The sequence below is a fragment of the Pseudonocardia charpentierae genome, from assembly GCF_031845345.1.
Classification (GTDB): Bacteria; Actinomycetota; Actinomycetes; order Mycobacteriales; family Pseudonocardiaceae; genus Pseudonocardia; species Pseudonocardia charpentierae.
In genome coordinates, this window is the sequence record NZ_JAVREJ010000013.1 from 1 (window position 1) to 15,228 (window position 15,228).

Genomic DNA, 15,228 nt, shown 5'->3' on the forward strand with positions numbered 1-15,228 from the left:
TCCCGAGGCCCGGCACGCGCACAAGACCCGCGCCCACCATCAGGACGGCTACAAAGCGCACGTGAAGGTCGAGCCGGACACCGGGCTGATCACCGGGTGCGCGCTCACCCCCGCTTCCGGGCCGGAGTACTCCGACGCCGCGGTTGGCATCGAGCTGCTCGCCGAGGAGGCCGACCCGGTCGAGGTGTTGGGCGATTCGGCCTACGGCACCGGTGAGCTGCTGGCCGCGGCCGCCGACAGCGGCCACACCCCGATCATCAAGCCCTGGCCACTACGCCCGGCCGTGGACGGCGGGTTCACCCTCGACGCGTTCACCATCGATGAGACCGCCGCCACGGTGACCTGCCCGAACCACGTCACACGCCCGATCACCGCAACCCGGGCGGTGAATTTCAAGGCGGCCTGCCGAGACTGCCCGCTACGGGCCCGCTGCACCACCTCCGCCCGCGGCCGCACGCTGCGGCTACATCCCCACGACGCGCTGCAACGCGCACACCGGGCCCGAGCCACCGATCCCGGGTTCCAGGCCGTCTACCGCCAGCACCGGCCCATGGTCGAACGGTCGATCGCCTGGCTGGTCGCCGGACGCAACCGGCGGCTGCGGTTCGTCGGGACCCGGCTCAACGACCTGTGGCTGCACCACCGCGTCGCCGGGCTGAACCTGCGCCGCCTGCTCGCCCTCGGACTGACCCGCAGCGGCGGCTCCTGGGTGCTCGCCCCCACCTGAGACCCGGCCCAGCCGGTGGCTTGACCACCCAGACGCAGCGGCGCACCCTCGAACGCCGCGATGGGCAGGACAAACTCGCTGTCACCCCCGCAAAGGGGCGTTGCCCGTCGTACCGACGTCCCTGAGCGGCCCGCCCAACCCGCAGACCGTTGTTCAGCGGTCTCCCAACCCGCAGACCGTTGTTCAGCGGTCTCCTAGGGCGCCGGCCGCCGCGTCTACCGCTAGATGTTGATCTCGTCGACGTCGTAGGCGTCGTCCGGTTCCCGGGCGTCGTCGTCGGCGTCCGCAGCCGCGCGTCGTGCTGCCCGGGCGGCCGCTTCCTCCGCTTCCCGCTTGGCGTCGTCGGCGTCTCGAGCTGCGACCTCCGCCGCGGCCGCCCGGGCGCGCAGGACTGCCTCCCGCGTGAGGTCCTTTGCTGGCACGCGGTCCCGCGGGGCGGGGTCGCGTTCCGTCGGGTCGAGCGTCGCGGTGTCGCGGATGTCGGCGACGTCGGTCTCCACCCCGGTCGGTTCGTCGAGTGCGTCCGCGCCGGCGGGGCGGCGCCGGCGCGGCTGCTCGTCCGGCTCGTCCGCGGCCTCGGTCGGCTCCGCGTCGACGTCGGCCGGCGCGGCGGTGTCCTCCGCGGTGTCCTCTGTGGTGTCCGGCTCGGCGTCCGGGTCGGTGTCCTCCGCGGCGGCCGGCTCCGGCTCGGCGGCCGGGTCCGTCGCCGACGCCGTGCTGTCCTCCGGGGTGTCCGGCGCGGTGTCCGGTCGGGTGTCTCGGCGGCGCGTGGACCGAGGTGCCCGTGGACGAAGAGCGACGGGTCGGGCTGAACACCACGGTCGGATCCATCGTGACGCCGATAGCAGGTGACTACCGGCACCGCTGGCAGATCCCCGGCGAAGAGGTCGCACGAGCCCATCAGGAGGCCGCTTCCCCGCGGTAGCGGGCGTCGGGGGCCTCGTCGAGGGTCGGGTAACCGGGCAACTGATCCGTCTCTGCACGCAGCGATGCAGCGATGCAGCGTTCACCCAGCTAGCTGGGTGCCGAGACCGGGCTCCCGGCCCATCAGTCGACCGGCGGGGCGATCAGGTCGGCGATCATCTGCAAGGTGGCGGGCACCGCCCCGGTTGTAGGCCCAGACAACTCCTTTGTCCCGCTCGATGAGCCCGGCGTCGGTGAGCACCTTGAGGTAATGGCTGATGGTCGGCCCGAGTGGCTCGGTCGGCGCCGGCCCCCGCCCCCCGGGCGATCGGCGGCGTTCCTTCGCTCGAGGTCGGTGCAATAGTCGGCGAAAACAGCGGCAAGCTTCGCGATCTGTTTGCGGTCGAGCGCGCTCTGCTGGCTTGCGCAAGCTCGCCCATCAGATCGTGGTCGTCTACGTCATACGTTCTGCGACGGACGGATTGATGATCGCCGCGAGTGTGTGCGGATTCGTTGAACCAGTGGACACGCACTGACTGCGCCACCTGCGGGGGGCCTGCTCCTCATGCCGGACGACGAACCGCGCGCAGCCATCGCTCAACGAGGCCCCGCAACGAACGAATCTCCTCGGGAGATTTACGCCCAGCGGTGGCCAACCGCCTCGGCCACACTAACCCCGGTGACAGACGACTGGTCGACCCACGACAGGTCGTCAAACTCACCACGCTTGGCGCCGTCGAGCCATGCGGCGATCTCGTCGGGCGTGAACCGAAGCACCGGGCCGTCAGGGTCCTTTGAGTCCCGTACCTCGATCATCTCGCCGACCCGTCGCATCTGTACGCAGCTCCCCTGTGCATTGCTGACAGAGGCTTTGATCCATTGGCTCACGGGCTCCACTCCTCGATCGACACTGACTTATTGAGCAGGACGTCGAAGACGTGCTCGTACTCTTCGACCTGTGCTGACTGCTCGACGTAGCGGGCGCCCATGCTGAACTCGACGTAGGCGACCGTTGGATCGTCGTTCGAGTCGAAGTCGAGCAAGGCGAAGCTGCCTCTCATCGGGTATGCGCCGACCGACCAGGGCAGGAATCGGATGCTTGCCACCTTGTCTCGTGCCAGCTGACGCATGTGGTCGAGCTGAGCGGCCATGGCGTCGGGCGAGCCGACGACGAGCGAGAGGGCGCCGGCTCCCAGCACGACCGTCAGGTCAGGGTGTCCGTCGAGCACCCGACGCTGGCGGTCCATGCGGAACTGGAGTCGCTGGGCGATGACCTTGGGTTCGAGGGTGTCCTCGGACTCGATGACTGCTCGGGCGTAGTCCTCGGTCTGCAGCAGACCGTGGACAAGCTCGGGGTCGAAGCAGCGCAACCTCGACGCGGACTGCTCCAGACCGACGTAGAGGCCGAACCAGTCGGGCACAATGACGTTCTCGTAGGTCTCCCACCAGTCTTCCTGCTGGGTGCCGGGGGCGAGAGCGGCCAGCGCTTCGGTCGTCTCCGCAGAGGCGCCATACAACCAGCAGAGGGCCCGGACGTCGGCGATCTTGACCGGGCCCTTGCCCCCTTCGATCCGGCTCATCTTCGCCTTGCTGGCGAGTCCGGCGGTGACGACGTCGGCGACGTCCTTGCCTGCGGCGAGTCTGAGCTGGCGCAGCTTGCTCCCGAGCTGTCGCCGGACGACGGCGGAACCTGCTCCGGCCATGACCACCACCCCATCGTTTCACGGTGCAACCGCATGTTCGACCGCGCTTCTGGTGATCATCAGCACGGCAAGTCGGCTCGTTATGAGTGTTTCACGATGAGTTGTTGCACCATGAGCAGCTGCAGGTGAGGGTGGGGCCAAGCGGCACGGCCGATCTAAAGGGGGTCGTCCGTGCCGCTTCCATCACTACGGACGGACTCAAGGGCATGCAGCGGGTAGACGAGCGACAGGCAGCAAGGTCACTGGATGCAGCGGTGCACTTCATCGCCAGTCAGCCGGGCGGCGTTGATCGCATCCTCGCCGAGCACCGGCCCGATGCTCGCGGGCTGTGCCGCGGGTGCACGACTCCGGGAACCGGGCAGCCGCACCTGTCGTGGCCCTGCTCGGTGGCGAAGCTTGCTCAGGCGGCAGCTCGTGTCGCAGTGCTCGATTAGACGGCTCCTCGCTGTGTCAAGTGGATCTTGCATCAGGTTGTAGGGTCGGTCGTGGCGGGTTCGGGAAGGGACTTGTCCGAAGGGCCGGTGGTAGGGGTTGAGCCGGCCGCGCTGGAGTTCGTAGTCGCCCCCTGGCGTCCTCCCGGGCCCGCCCCGTTCTGCTGGTCGGCGTCGCGGATCAGGCACCGGTAGACCACGTCGGACAGCCGCCGCTTGAGGCAGCGCAGGGCTTCTTTGTGGCTCTTCCCGTCGGCTCGTTTGCGCAGGTAGTAGGTGCGGCCCGGGCAGTCGCGTGGAGTTGGGTGATGGCCATGGTGTGCAGGCAGCAGTTGAGCTGGCGGTCCCCGGTGCGGGAGAGTCGGTGGCGCACGACGTCTCCGGAGGACAACTCGATGGGGGCGGTGCCGGTGTAGGAGGCGAACGCGGCGGCGGAGCGGAAGCGGTGCACGTCCCCGACCCGGGCGAGGATCTTCCCGGCGTTCAGGTGACCGATTCCGCGCAGCTCGGTCAGGGTGCTGCGGCTGGCCTGGACAGCGTGGGTGATCTTGGTGTTCGCGACGCTGATGCGCCGGTCGAGGTGGCGTGATCTCGCTCGCGTGGCTGCATCAGGCATGCGCGTATCTCCGCGGCAGCTACGGGAGCAAACAGGGCGACGACCCACGGCGAGGGCGGCAGCCGCGAACCCAGTCGTGAGCACCTCGTTGTGCGGTCGTGCTAACCGCTCGCTAACGAACGGGCGAACACGGGCCGGAACCGGACGTCACCGACATGGCCGCGGACAATAACGGTGCTGCTCAGACGGCATCGACCCGCACCCGCCGACACTGGACAGGTGCGGCGTCGGGGAAGTTCAAGTCCCCCTCGGACACCGTGGGGTTCAACTCTCCCCGGGCTGCCCGGGACCTCCGCCGCCCGGACCCGCCCTCAGCGTCGCCGCAGATGCCGTCCTGACCACGCGGCTCGTCGGCGGGGTTCTCGAACCGCGCCCATTTCCGGCGCTCGCCGAGACCGCCACCCGACCCTCGGAAAGGCGCCCAGCCGATTACCCAACGTCTCTGCGACGACCAGCTCGGGTCGTTGACAACATCTTTCGGGCGCCCAGTTGCGTCCCCGGGTGTGGAGTGAACGACGGGTTGGACGTGGCCTGCTGGGGAACTCGACCCCCATGCCCTCGCTATCGCCCGACGAGCGGGCGTGGCCTGCGGTGCTCAAGGCCGGATGGCTCTGGCAGACCTTCGTGCACTGGCCGTTCCGCTCGGCGACGTGCAGGTGGTCCTTCCCAGGGGGCTGCTGGTGGACGAGTACGACGGCATGGCCTGGGTGAGCCTGACCCCGTTTCTGATGGCGGCCGTGCGACCGGCGGGTGTGGCGATCGAACCCGGCTTTTCGACATTCCCCGAAACGAACCTACGCACCTACGTCCGTCGGCCTGACGGACGCGACGGCATCTGGTTCCTGTCCCTCGAGGTCGGCAGCGCCGCAATGCTGGCGGCCCGCTGCGCCGTGGGCGCCCCCTACCATCTCGGCGACCTCAGCGTGTCCAAAAACCGCGGCACGGTGATCTACGCGGGCACTCGACGCGGCGGTAAGCCGTCCTACCACCTGGTGGTCCGGCCCGGCGATCCGATCCTCCAACCCTCCGACCGCGACATCTGGCTCACCGGCCGATGGCGCGCCTACACCCGCCGGTTCGGAATCCTGTGCGAGACCCCCGTCGAGCATGAGCCGTGGCCACTGGCCGCCGGCGTCGTCGAGGAGTTCACCGAAACGATGGTGACCTCCAGCGGCCTGCCGGCACCCAATGGTGCCCCCCTGGTCCACTTCTCGACCGGAGTCCGCGACGTCCACATCGGGGCCCCACGCCCCCTCTTCCACCGCACATGGCGCTGACACCGGTATGAGGACCGGTCCTCGCCGAGTATCAGAGCCGCACCCGGGCCGGATCAACAATCCGAGGAGCTGTTCATGGTCCTCGGCACAGCCCTGGTTCGGGACGAAGGGCGGGCGCGCTTCCTGCATGGCCGAGACGGGCCGGTCGCTCGTCATGACATGGTTGGCAGGGGCACGCGGATGGGGGTGAGGATCTCGGCGAGCAGGCGCGCCCAGCTCCAGATCTGCCTCATCCCTGAGCAACACTTGCCGTCATTATCCGGGAGTTTTCCGGGACAACGGAGATCAACAAGCACAGAGCGGCAGCGTTTCCGCTGGTAGAGCTCCTCCGACTGGACTCGAACCAGTAACCCTGCGATTAACAGTCGCATGCTCTGCCAATTGAGCTACGGAGGACCGTCAGGTTGCAGGTGGTGACCACCTGCTGGCAGAAAGAACTCTAGCGCACGCCTCTCCGGGCACTGATGCCCCTCCCCCATCCTCGGGCGCCCCTGCCCGGACTGCGGCAGGATGACCCGGGGGTGAACGGATCACCACCATGCTGGGAGGGCTCATGCTCAAGTTCCTGCTGGGAGCCGCCGTCGGCTACGTGCTCGGTGCGAGGGCCGGGCACGAGCGCTACGAGCAGCTCGTCCGCACCTACCAGCGCATCTCGGACCACCCGGCCGTGCAGGGTGCCGCCGGGGTCGTGCGAGCCCGGGTGGACGAGAAGCTCCCCGGGCACGCGCACGCCGAGACGTCGACGAACGGCCACCGCGGCTGAGGCGCCACGGCGAGCCACGGGCACAGCGTTGTGCCCGTGGCTCAGCCCTCGTCCGGATCCAGTGGGGCGGACGCTCCCGATTCCGTCATCGGCAGCGTCGCGCGGAAGACGGTCCGGCCCGGTACGGAGTCCACGCGCAGGTCTCCGTGGTGTCGGTTGACGATCACGCGGAAGCTGACGTCCAGCCCCAGCCCGGTGCCCTGTCCCATGGGCTTGGTGGTGAAGAACGGCTCGAAGATCCGGTTCTTGATCTCGGGCGCGATGCCGGCGCCGGTGTCCTCGAACTCGATCACGACACAGTCGTCCTCGCGGAACGTGCGGATCGTCAACGTCCCGGAGCCGTCCATGGCGTCGCGGGCGTTCTCGATGAGGTTCGTCCACACCTGGTTCAGCTCGGCGGGGTACCCGGGGATCCGGGGCAGGGACTTGTCGCACTCCTTGACCAGCTGGATGCCGCCGAGCTTGGGCTTCAGCATCGTCAGCGTGGCGTACAGGCCCTCGTGGATGTCGAGCCACTGGTGCGGGGCGCGGTCCATCTGCGAGTACTGCTTGGCCGCGTTGACCAGCGAGGAGATCCGGGTCGTCGAGTCGATGATCTCGCCGATCAGGCCCTCGGTCTCGACGGTGTAGGCCAGCCAGCGCAGCGTGCCCTCGAGCGGGCAGTCCGGGCAGGCCGCGAGCACGGCCTCCAGGTCGTCCACCCCGAGGCCGCCCGCCACGAAGATCGGCGCGAGCTGCCAGCCGTCGGAGACGCCGTGGTCGTCGATCCAGTCGGCGAGCTCGTCCTCGGCGTCCGAGGTCTGCAGCGACGTGAGGTCCGGCGCGTGGCGGGCCTTCTCCACGAACTTGTCCTGTGCGAGCACGAGCTTCTTGAGCTGCGAACGGTCCAGCGAGCCGTCAGCGATCATGGCCAGCTTGTGCCGCATGCCGGCCACGCGGTCGCCCAGGTCGTGGGCCGCCCGTCCGGCGGCTGCGGCGGGGTTGTTCAGCTCGTGGGTGAGGCCCGCCGAGAGCTTGCCCAACGCCAGCAACCGCTCCCGCTGCCCGATCACGGCCGCCGTGTTCTGCTGGCCGAGGAACAGTCCCTGCAGCAGGTGCACGGCCATCGGGTACCAGGCACGGAACACCTCGCGGAACTCCCGCGCGCGGACCGCCAGGAACATCGAGTTGGCCGTGGTGCGGACCGTCGCCCCGTAGATCTGCTCGGTCTGGTCGCCGAGGTAGAACTGCACCGCGCCGACGTATGACCCGCGGTAGTCGGTGCGGTTGATCTCCACCTGCTCGGCGCCGACCTGCCGCGACATGACCAGTGCGCCGCGGAGCAGAACGTAGAAACACTCGGCCGGATTGCCCTCGACGACCAGCTCTTCGCCGGCGGGCACGTCGACGACGTCGGAGTGCTCGCACACCCAGCTGAGCTGCTCATCGTCGAGGTGCTCGAACAGGAAGAGCCCGCGCAGCTCCTCAGGCGGGATCCGGCGCTTGGTGGTCTCGGGAACGGTCACTGCTCCTCCAGGTATCGATGGACGAGCGTCACGGCCATCGCACCCTCGCCGACGGCCGACGCCACGCGCTTCACGGACTCCGAGCGCACGTCACCCGCCACGAAAACTCCCGGCACGCTCGACTCCAGGTAGTACGGCTCGCGATCGAGGGGCCACCCTGCGGGCGGCTTGCCCTCGGTCATGAGGTCCGGACCGGTGCGGACGAACCCGCGGGCGTCGCGGACGACCACCCCGTCGAGCCAGTCGGTACGCGGCGCGGCCCCTATGAAGATGAACATCGGGCCGCTCTCGACTGTTTCCTGTTCACCGGTCTCGTTGTTGCGGAGCACGAGCCGCTCCAGGTGGTCGTCGCCCTGGGCCTCGACGACCTCGGTCCGCGTGCGGACGCAGACGTTCTCGATCTCCTCGAGCTGCTTGATCAGGTAATAGGACATCGACGACTCGAGCGACGCGCCGCGGACGAGCAGCGAGACCGACTTGGCGTGCCGGGAGAAGAACACCGCGGCCTGCCCGGCGGAGTTCGCGCCGCCGACGATGTAGACGTCGAGCCCCTTGCAGGTCGGCGCCTCCGTGGCCGCCGAGCCGTAGAAGACGCCGCGGCCGGCGAGGTCGCTGACGCCCGGCGCCTGTAGCGCGCGGTACGACACGCCCGTCGCGAGGACGACGCTGTGGGCCGCGATCTCGGTGCCGTCGCCGAACTTCACGACGCGGGCCGAGCCCCGTGGCTCCAGCCCGACGACGTCGCGGGCGGTGAGCACCTCGGTGCCGAACTTGGCGGCCTGGCGGCGCGCCCGGTCCGTCAGCTGCGCACCGGACACCCCGTCCGGGAACCCGAGGTAGTTCTCGATCCGCGAGCTCTGCCCGGCCTGACCGCCCGTGGCCTGGCGCTCGACGAGCACCGTGCGCAGACCCTCCGACGCCCCGTACACCGCGCTGCCGAGTCCTGCCGGACCACCGCCGATGACGATGAGGTCGTAGAAGTCGGTGGCCGGGGTCGTCGTGAGCCCGACGGCCGTGGCGATCTCCGACTCGGAGGGGGACCTGAGGACGCTGCCGTCCGGAAGAACCAGCACCGGGACGTCGTCCGCGGTGGCCCCGGCGGTGCCGAGCAGCCGCGCGCCGTCCGGCTCCTCGATGTTGTACCAGCGGTAGGGCACGGAGTTGCGGGCCAGGAAGTCGCGGGCCGCGAACGACTCGGCGGACCACCGGTGGCCGAGCACCTTGGTCTCCTCGACCGAGCGGTCGCCGACGGAGCGCCAGGTCTCGATCAGCGCGTCGACCACCGGGTAGAGCTTCTCCTCCGGCGGCTCCCACGGCTTGAGCAGGTAGTGGTCGACGTCGACGACGTTGATGGCGCGGATCGCCGCATCGGTGTCGGCGTAGGCGGTGAGCAGGGCGCGACGGGCGCGCGGGACGATGTCCATCGCCTGCTCGAGGAACTCGACGCCGTTCATCCCGGGCATCCGGTAGTCGGCCAGGATCGCGGCGGTGGGCTCCCCCCGCAGGGTCAGCTCCTTGAGCGCGTCCAGGGCGTCCGCTCCGGACTCGGCACGGACGATGCGGAAGTCACTCCCGTACTTCCGCCGCAGGTCGCGGGCGACGGCGCGGGAGACGCCGGGGTCGTCGTCGACGGTCATCAGGACGGGTCTGGACATGCAACTCCCTCAGGCGCCGGGGGCGGCCCCAACCGGTGTGGTGCGCGGCACTGCGCCGGACGCGCACGGCGCCGCCGTGCCAGGAGAAACGTAGTCCGACGACTGTCGTGGCGCGAGGGCCGCACACCGCGACGCTACGCTGTAATCATCCCCAGGAATCAAGGGGCACGCGGGCGACCGCGAAGATCCGGCGGAACGGGAACCACGTGGTGCCGTCCGCCTGGGCGGGGTAGGCCGCACGCAACCGTGGCGCCAGCTCGGCACGGAATGCCGAGTAGGCGTCGGGGTCCAGCGCGTCGCGCACCGGGCGCAGGGCCGTCGAGCTGATCCACTCCAGCACCGGGTCCGGACCCGTCAGGCGGTGCAGGTAGGTGGTCTCCCAGACGTCGGCCTCCGCGCCGGTGGCGCTGAGCAGCGCGGCGTAGTCCGCCGGCTCGGCCACCGTCTCGTCACCGCGCAGCTCCAGGCCCTGCTCCGCCGCGAGGTTGCGGACCAGGACGTGTGACGGCGCGCCGAAGTTGCCCGGCACCTGCATCGCGAGCTCGGCGCCGGCCGGCAGCGCCGCCACCCACCGCGGCAGCAACTCCCGGTGCGACGGCACCCACTGCAGCACCGCGTTGCTGATCACGACGTCCGTGTCGGGCCCCGGCATCCACTCGGCGACGTCCGCGCGGCGCGCGTTGATCCCCCGCCCCCGGGCGGCCTCGACCATCTCCGCCGAGCTGTCGAGCGCCTCGACGGAGGTGCCGGGCCAGCGGGCGGCCAGCAGGGTGGTGAGGTTCCCCGGCCCGCATCCGAGGTCGACGACGCGGCGCGGGGCGTCGGCGCCGATGCGGGCGAGCAGGTCGTGGAACGGGCGGCCGCGGTGGTCCGCGAAGGCGAGATAGGCCGTCGGGTTCCACGTGGTGCTCATCGACGGCTCCTGTCCCGCGCGCGGCCCGCCGTCACGGCTGCCGCAGTGATCGTGCGACGTCCGCGGCGAGCGCCGCCACCAGCGCCGGGTCCGTGCCCGGGTCCGGGCGCACCTGCAGCACCGTGCCGTCGCGGCCGGCGATCTTGCGCTGCACGAACCAGGCGCCGCCGCCGGGCAGGTCGCGGTGGTGGCGGCTGCGGAAGGAGCCCTCGACGCGGGCGTGCACGACCTCGGGGACCCGGTCCGGCTCCGTCAGCCGGAAGCGGCGGGCCGGACGGTCGGCGAGCAGCACGGCCCTCGGCCCGTCGCCCGAGGCGATCTCCTCGACCTCGTCCGCCTCCACCAGGGCCAACGCGCCGTTGCGCCACGACGCGCGGCTCACCAGGTGCCAGCCCACGCGGCGCACCCCGTCGCCGTCCGGGAACCACAAGCCCCAGGAGGTGACGACGAGATGCCCGCCGTCGGCCGTCGACGCCGTCGCGAGCACCCGCTCCTCGGGCTCCAGCCGGCCCGGGAAGCCGTCGGGCAGGCCGTCGCCATGAAGGAGGCGTCGCAGCGCGTCGCGGAGGGCGCTCACCCCACCGCTCCCATCGCCTTCTCGCGCAGGGCGATCCGGTACTGCTCGAGCGGCACGAGATCGCCGAACAGCTCCAGGTACGCGTCGGCGTCGGCCACCGGGTTCGTGCGCTGCAGCCGCGACTTGATCTCGGCGATCTGCTCGTCGACCAGCGCGAGCCGCAGACCGGCGACGACGCTCGCCACGTACCGGACCTCTTCGGTGTTCTTGCGCGGCAGCTCGAGGGACTCCATGGCCAGCTCGCTGACCAGGCCGCGCACCTCGGGCGGGCACTCGGCGACCACGGCGTCCAGCCACGCCGAGCCCTCCAGCCCGCCGCAGACGCCACCGGCCGCCTGCACCGCGCGGTGCACCTGCACGTAGGCGGGATGGGTGAACGCCTGCTCGGGTAGCTCGTCGTAGCCCGGCCCGGCGATCGCGGGCACCTGCAGCGCCGACTTGAGGGCCTCGCGCTGGCGGTGCAGGCGCGGATCGTCGCGGGGCGGGGCCGTGGTGGTGGGGCGGGCCGGGCGTGACCGCTCGGCGGGCGCCCCGGCCGACTCGCGGACCCGGCGGACGACCGAGAACTCGTCCGGCCACGCCGTCCACCCGGCGAGCCGGCGAGCATACTCGTCGCGCAGCTCCTCGCGCCGGATCTGGGCGACGAGCGGGACGCATCGCTGCAGGGCCGCGACCCTGCCCTCGGCGGAGTCGAGATCGTGCTCGCGCAGGATCGAGCGGATCGCGAACTCGAACAGTGGTTCCCGGCGGGCCACGAGGTCGCGGACGGCGGTGTCGCCCGACTTCAGCCGCAGGTCGCAGGGGTCCTGCCCGTCGGGGGCGACACACACGAAGGTCTGCGCCGCGAAGCTCTGGTCGCCGTCGAACGCCTTCAGTGCGGCGGCCTGGCCCGCGGCGTCGCCGTCGAAGGTGTAGATGACCTCGCCGCGGTCGAACGAGTCGTCGCCCATCAACCGGCGGATCACGCTGACGTGCTCCGTGCCGAAGGCCGTGCCACAGGAGGCGACGGCCGTGGGCACCCCGGCGAGGTGCATGGCCATGACGTCCGTGTAGCCCTCGACGACGACGACCTGGCGGGACTTGGCGATCTCGCGCTTCGCCAGGTCCAACCCGAACAGCACGTGCGTCTTACGGTAGACCGGCGTCTCGGGGGTGTTGAGGTACTTGGCCTCGATGGGGTCGTCGTCGTAGATCCGGCGTCCGCCGAACCCCACGACGTCGCCGCCGAGGTCGCGGATCGGCCACAGCAGGCGCCGGTGGAACCGGTCGATCGGGCCGCGGCGGCCCTCCTTGCTCAGGCCCGCCTTGATCAGCTCGTCCAGGCTGAACCCGGCAGCGAGCAGGTGCTTGGTGAGCGCATCCCAGCTCGCGGGGGCGAACCCGCAGCCGAAGCGCTCGGCGGAGGCGGCGTCGAACCCGCGGGCGGTGAGGAACTGGACCGCGGGCGCGGCCTCGGGGGTGTGCAGCGCGGCCGCGTAGAACTCGGCGGCCTTCTTGTTCGCCTCCAGCAGCCGGGAGCGGGTGCCGCGGTCGCGCTGGACCGAGCTGCCCCCGCCGGTGTAGGTGAGCCGGAAACCGATCTGGTCGGCCAGGCGCTCGACGGCCTCGACGAACCCGATGTGCTCCATCTTCATCACGAAGTCGATGACGCCGCCGCCCTCGGCACAGCCGAAGCAGTGGAAGCTGTTGTGCGAGGGCCGCACGGTGAACGAGGGCGTCTTCTCGTCGTGGAACGGGCAGAGCCCCTTCAGCGAGCCGGCGCCGGCACGGCGCAGCGCGACGTACTCGCCGACGACCTCCTCGATCCGGGTGCGGTCGCGGATCTCGGCAATGTCGCTGTCCCGGATCCGCCCTGCCACGTGGCCGAGTGTAGGCGCGGACACCGACGGTTCCGGGCCCCCCTGGAGTGACGTCTCACGGGGTCAGTGCTTCGGCGAGCACGGTGTCGGCGGCGGCGCGGGAGCCGGAGACGGTGAGGCGGGGGTCGTCGAGGTCGGTGCGGTGCCAGAGCAGCAGGAGCACGGCCTCGGCAGGCCCGGACACGGTCGCGTCGGCCACCGGACAGGGTGCGGTGCCGTCGCCCGCGAGGACCCACCGGCCGCCCTCGTCCGGCGCGAGTGCCAGTGCCGCCGGGAGCGGGGCGGTCCGGCCGAGCCGGACCTGGCGGGGGAACATCACGGTGACGACCTCGTCGATGCCGTCGAGGGCGAACGCGGGATCCATCAGGTCGGTCACCCCGGCGTCGTGCGCGTGCAGCACGGTCTCGTGCGCCTGGCGCCGGAACCAGAACCCGGCGATGTGCGGCTCGGAGGCGATGGTCCAGCAGGGCGCGGCGGGACCGGTCGACCGCAGCGTGTCGATCAGCGACCCGGCACCGACCCGGAACCAGTCGACGAGCTGGTCGCGCTCGACCGGGGCGTCGTCGAACGTCTTCTGGCCCGAGCGGCTCTCGGCGACGGCCGTACGGGCCCAGCGGTGGACCCCGCCGAGGTGGCGGCCGAGGTCGGTCAACGACCAGCCCGGGCAGGCCGGGACACGCGCGTCGAGATCGCCGGTCCGCAGGCGTGCGGCGAAGGCGTCGCACGCCCGACCGAGATGGGCCAGGTGGTCGTCGGGGGTCAGCGGTGTGAAGGCCACGCCGCAGTCTGCGCCACGGGGGCGGCCCATGTCTGCGGTGCGTCGGCGTCGACCACCCGGGTGCCCAGCGGTACCAGCGAGAGCACGGACAGCTTGAACGCCGCGATGCCGAACGGGATGCCGATGATCGTCAGACACAGGGCGATGCCGGCGGCGATGTGGGCGAGGCACAGGTGCCAGCCGAACAGCACGATCCAGAGGATGTTGCCGAGCACGGACGGGACACCGGCGTCGCGGGCGGCGACCACCGTCCGGCCGAACGGCCACAACGCGTAGCCGGCGAGGCGGAACGCGGCGATGCCGAACGGGATGGTCACGATCAGGACGAACGCAAGCAACCCGCACAGTGCGTAGTACAGCGCCAGCCACCAGCCGGCGAGCAGGAACCAGAGGATGTTGCCTATGGTGCGCACCTGGTCAGCGCCCCTTCCCGTGAAGAGCCCGACGCGGTGCCTGCGAGTGTGGCGCACGACGCAGCGGCAGGTCGAGGAGCAACGGGACGGCCGCCATCAACAGGATCAGGACGACTGCCGTGAGGGCGCCCACGGCGGCAAGCAACTGGGTCACGACGGCCATATGTCCACTGCCATATCTTCACTGTGCCTTCGGGGACCGTGACCGGACTGGGAATGCGCTGAGGAACCCCTGAGCAGCGGAGCTGAGCGCGACGGACTCCGGGAATCCGACAGGTATGCCGGCACGTCATCGCCCGATGGTGGCGGGGGCGTGTCGCTCCGTGACCGGGCGACGATCTCCGGAGATCATTTCGGCCGTGCGGAGAACGACGGCGCGGGCCGTGCTGACGATGGTGACGGCAGCAGCGCTCACGACGGGCTGCGGGACGGTGCTCGACCAGGTCGCGGTGGCGACCGGCGGTGGTCCGGTGGTGGCCGCGCCGGCTTCGGCGTCCGGCGACGCGGCCACTGCGCTGGCCAACCTTCCGATCAAGGGCCGGGCCCCGAAGACCGGGTACGACCGCGACCAGTTCGGATCTGCGTGGGCCGACGTCGACCGCAACGGCTGCGACACCCGCAACGACATCCTCAAGCGGGACCTCGAGGGCGAGACGTTCAAGCCCGGCACGCACGACTGCGTCGTGCTCACCGGCACGCTCAACGACCCGTACACAGGTAAGACGATCGCGTTCAAGCGGGGCCAGGGCACCAGCGAGGCCGTGCAGATCGACCACGTCATCGCCCTTTCCGACGCCTGGCAGAAGGGCGCGCAGCAGCTGTCGCCCGAGGCCCGGAGGAACCTCGGCAACGACCCGCTGAACCTCATGGCCGTGGACGGGAAGACCAACCAGGGCAAGGGCGACGGCGACGCCGCCACCTGGCTGCCGCCGGCCCGCTCCTTCCGGTGCACCTACGTCGCGCGGCAGGTGGCGGTGAAGGCGAAGTACCGCCTGTGGGTCACCCAGGCCGAGCACGACGCGATGCAGGGGATCCTCGCGGGCTGCCAGGGCCAGCCGCTTCCGGCAGACTCGACGTTGTCCGCCCCGAAGGCGTAGGACGCCCGCGG

The 15,228-nt window shown here is 70.7% G+C and carries 16 protein-coding genes and 1 tRNA gene; 5 read left to right on the forward strand and 12 right to left on the reverse strand.

The window, feature by feature from the left end; translation table 11 throughout:
- On the forward strand, positions 1–727 hold a 727-nt coding region (locus tag RM445_RS18155; RefSeq protein WP_311557779.1), incomplete at its 5' end, for a transposase.
- 221 nt (positions 728–948) lie between these two features.
- Here the strand turns inward: RM445_RS18155 and RM445_RS18160 are convergent.
- From RM445_RS18160 to RM445_RS32405, 4 genes are all read right to left on the reverse strand, one after another.
- On the reverse strand, positions 949–1,620 hold the full coding sequence (locus RM445_RS18160; protein ID WP_311557781.1) for a hypothetical protein: 672 nt from the start codon (positions 1,618–1,620) through the stop codon (positions 949–951).
- 646 nt (positions 1,621–2,266) lie between these two features.
- A complete protein-coding gene (locus RM445_RS18165) occupies positions 2,267–2,518 on the reverse strand; it encodes a DUF397 domain-containing protein (RefSeq protein WP_311557783.1) in 252 nt (83 codons plus the stop codon).
- Positions 2,515–3,333, reverse strand: coding sequence for a helix-turn-helix domain-containing protein (locus tag RM445_RS18170; protein WP_311557785.1), 819 nt, complete (start codon positions 3,331–3,333; stop codon positions 2,515–2,517). Before RM445_RS18170 ends, RM445_RS18165 begins: the two co-directional genes overlap by 4 nt.
- Before the next feature lie 612 nt (positions 3,334–3,945).
- Complete coding sequence (locus RM445_RS32405) at positions 3,946–4,236, reverse strand: IS110 family transposase (protein ID WP_397469360.1); 291 nt, start codon at positions 4,234–4,236, stop codon at positions 3,946–3,948.
- Here RM445_RS32405 and RM445_RS18175 point away from each other — a divergent pair.
- Complete coding sequence (locus tag RM445_RS18175) at positions 4,129–4,353, forward strand: hypothetical protein (protein WP_311557787.1); 225 nt, start codon at positions 4,129–4,131, stop codon at positions 4,351–4,353. The genes RM445_RS32405 and RM445_RS18175 overlap by 108 nt on opposite strands.
- A gap of 632 nt (positions 4,354–4,985) precedes the next feature.
- Complete coding sequence (locus RM445_RS18180; RefSeq protein ID WP_311557788.1) at positions 4,986–5,657, forward strand: YqjF family protein; 672 nt, start codon at positions 4,986–4,988, stop codon at positions 5,655–5,657.
- A 323-nt stretch (positions 5,658–5,980) separates the two neighbouring features.
- Here RM445_RS18180 and RM445_RS18185 read toward each other — a convergent pair.
- Positions 5,981–6,053: transfer RNA gene (locus tag RM445_RS18185), tRNA-Asn, on the reverse strand.
- Between the two features lie 157 nt (positions 6,054–6,210).
- Between RM445_RS18185 and RM445_RS18190 the strand changes: the two genes are divergently transcribed.
- A complete protein-coding gene (locus RM445_RS18190; RefSeq protein ID WP_311558043.1) occupies positions 6,211–6,420 on the forward strand; it encodes a hypothetical protein in 210 nt (69 codons plus the stop codon).
- A 41-nt stretch (positions 6,421–6,461) separates the two neighbouring features.
- Here RM445_RS18190 and RM445_RS18195 read toward each other — a convergent pair whose 3' ends face one another.
- The 7 genes from RM445_RS18195 to RM445_RS18225 form a co-directional block, all read right to left on the reverse strand.
- Positions 6,462–7,925 carry an ATP-binding protein gene (locus RM445_RS18195; RefSeq protein ID WP_311557790.1) on the reverse strand — a complete coding sequence of 488 codons (1,464 nt, stop codon included), beginning with the start codon at positions 7,923–7,925 and terminating at the stop codon, positions 6,462–6,464.
- Positions 7,922–9,580 carry an FAD-dependent oxidoreductase gene (locus RM445_RS18200; protein WP_311557791.1) on the reverse strand — a complete coding sequence of 553 codons (1,659 nt, stop codon included), beginning with the start codon at positions 9,578–9,580 and terminating at the stop codon, positions 7,922–7,924. The genes RM445_RS18195 and RM445_RS18200 overlap by 4 nt, the downstream gene beginning before the upstream one ends.
- Positions 9,581–9,725: 145 nt before the next feature.
- Positions 9,726–10,493 carry a trans-aconitate 2-methyltransferase gene (locus tag RM445_RS18205; RefSeq protein ID WP_311557793.1) on the reverse strand — a complete coding sequence of 256 codons (768 nt, stop codon included), beginning with the start codon at positions 10,491–10,493 and terminating at the stop codon, positions 9,726–9,728.
- A gap of 31 nt (positions 10,494–10,524) precedes the next feature.
- Positions 10,525–11,070: a hypothetical protein gene (locus RM445_RS18210; protein WP_311557795.1), complete on the reverse strand. Its 546-nt coding sequence runs from the start codon at positions 11,068–11,070 to the stop codon at positions 10,525–10,527.
- On the reverse strand, positions 11,067–12,929 hold the full coding sequence (dnaG, locus tag RM445_RS18215; RefSeq protein WP_311557797.1) for a DNA primase: 1,863 nt from the start codon (positions 12,927–12,929) through the stop codon (positions 11,067–11,069). Before dnaG ends, RM445_RS18210 begins: the two co-directional genes overlap by 4 nt.
- A gap of 55 nt (positions 12,930–12,984) precedes the next feature.
- Positions 12,985–13,707, reverse strand: a complete 723-nt coding sequence (locus RM445_RS18220; RefSeq protein WP_311557799.1) for a maleylpyruvate isomerase family mycothiol-dependent enzyme — start codon at positions 13,705–13,707, stop codon at positions 12,985–12,987.
- Positions 13,689–14,120 (reverse strand): YccF domain-containing protein, encoded by a 432-nt coding sequence (locus tag RM445_RS18225; protein ID WP_311557801.1) that lies wholly within the window; start codon positions 14,118–14,120, stop codon positions 13,689–13,691. Before RM445_RS18225 ends, RM445_RS18220 begins: the two co-directional genes overlap by 19 nt.
- Before the next feature lie 359 nt (positions 14,121–14,479).
- Here RM445_RS18225 and RM445_RS18230 point away from each other — a divergent pair, with 359 nt between their 5' ends.
- Positions 14,480–15,217, forward strand: a complete 738-nt coding sequence (locus RM445_RS18230; protein WP_311557803.1) for an HNH endonuclease family protein — start codon at positions 14,480–14,482, stop codon at positions 15,215–15,217.
- Positions 15,218–15,228: the final 11 nt, after the last annotated feature.

Bases quoted from the DNA above. Each gene is read 5' to 3' on its own strand.
- RM445_RS18170 (WP_311557785.1), bottom strand. From the start codon at position 3,333: ATGGCCGGAGCAGGTTCCGCCGTCGTCCGGCGACAGCTCGGGAGCAAG.
- RM445_RS18180 (WP_311557788.1), top strand. From the start codon at position 4,986: ATGGCTCTGGCAGACCTTCGTGCACTGGCCGTTCCGCTCGGCGACGTG.
- RM445_RS18190 (WP_311558043.1), top strand. From the start codon at position 6,211: ATGCTCAAGTTCCTGCTGGGAGCCGCCGTCGGCTACGTGCTCGGTGCG.
- RM445_RS18200 (WP_311557791.1), bottom strand. From the start codon at position 9,580: ATGTCCAGACCCGTCCTGATGACCGTCGACGACGACCCCGGCGTCTCC.
- RM445_RS18205 (WP_311557793.1), bottom strand. From the start codon at position 10,493: ATGAGCACCACGTGGAACCCGACGGCCTATCTCGCCTTCGCGGACCAC.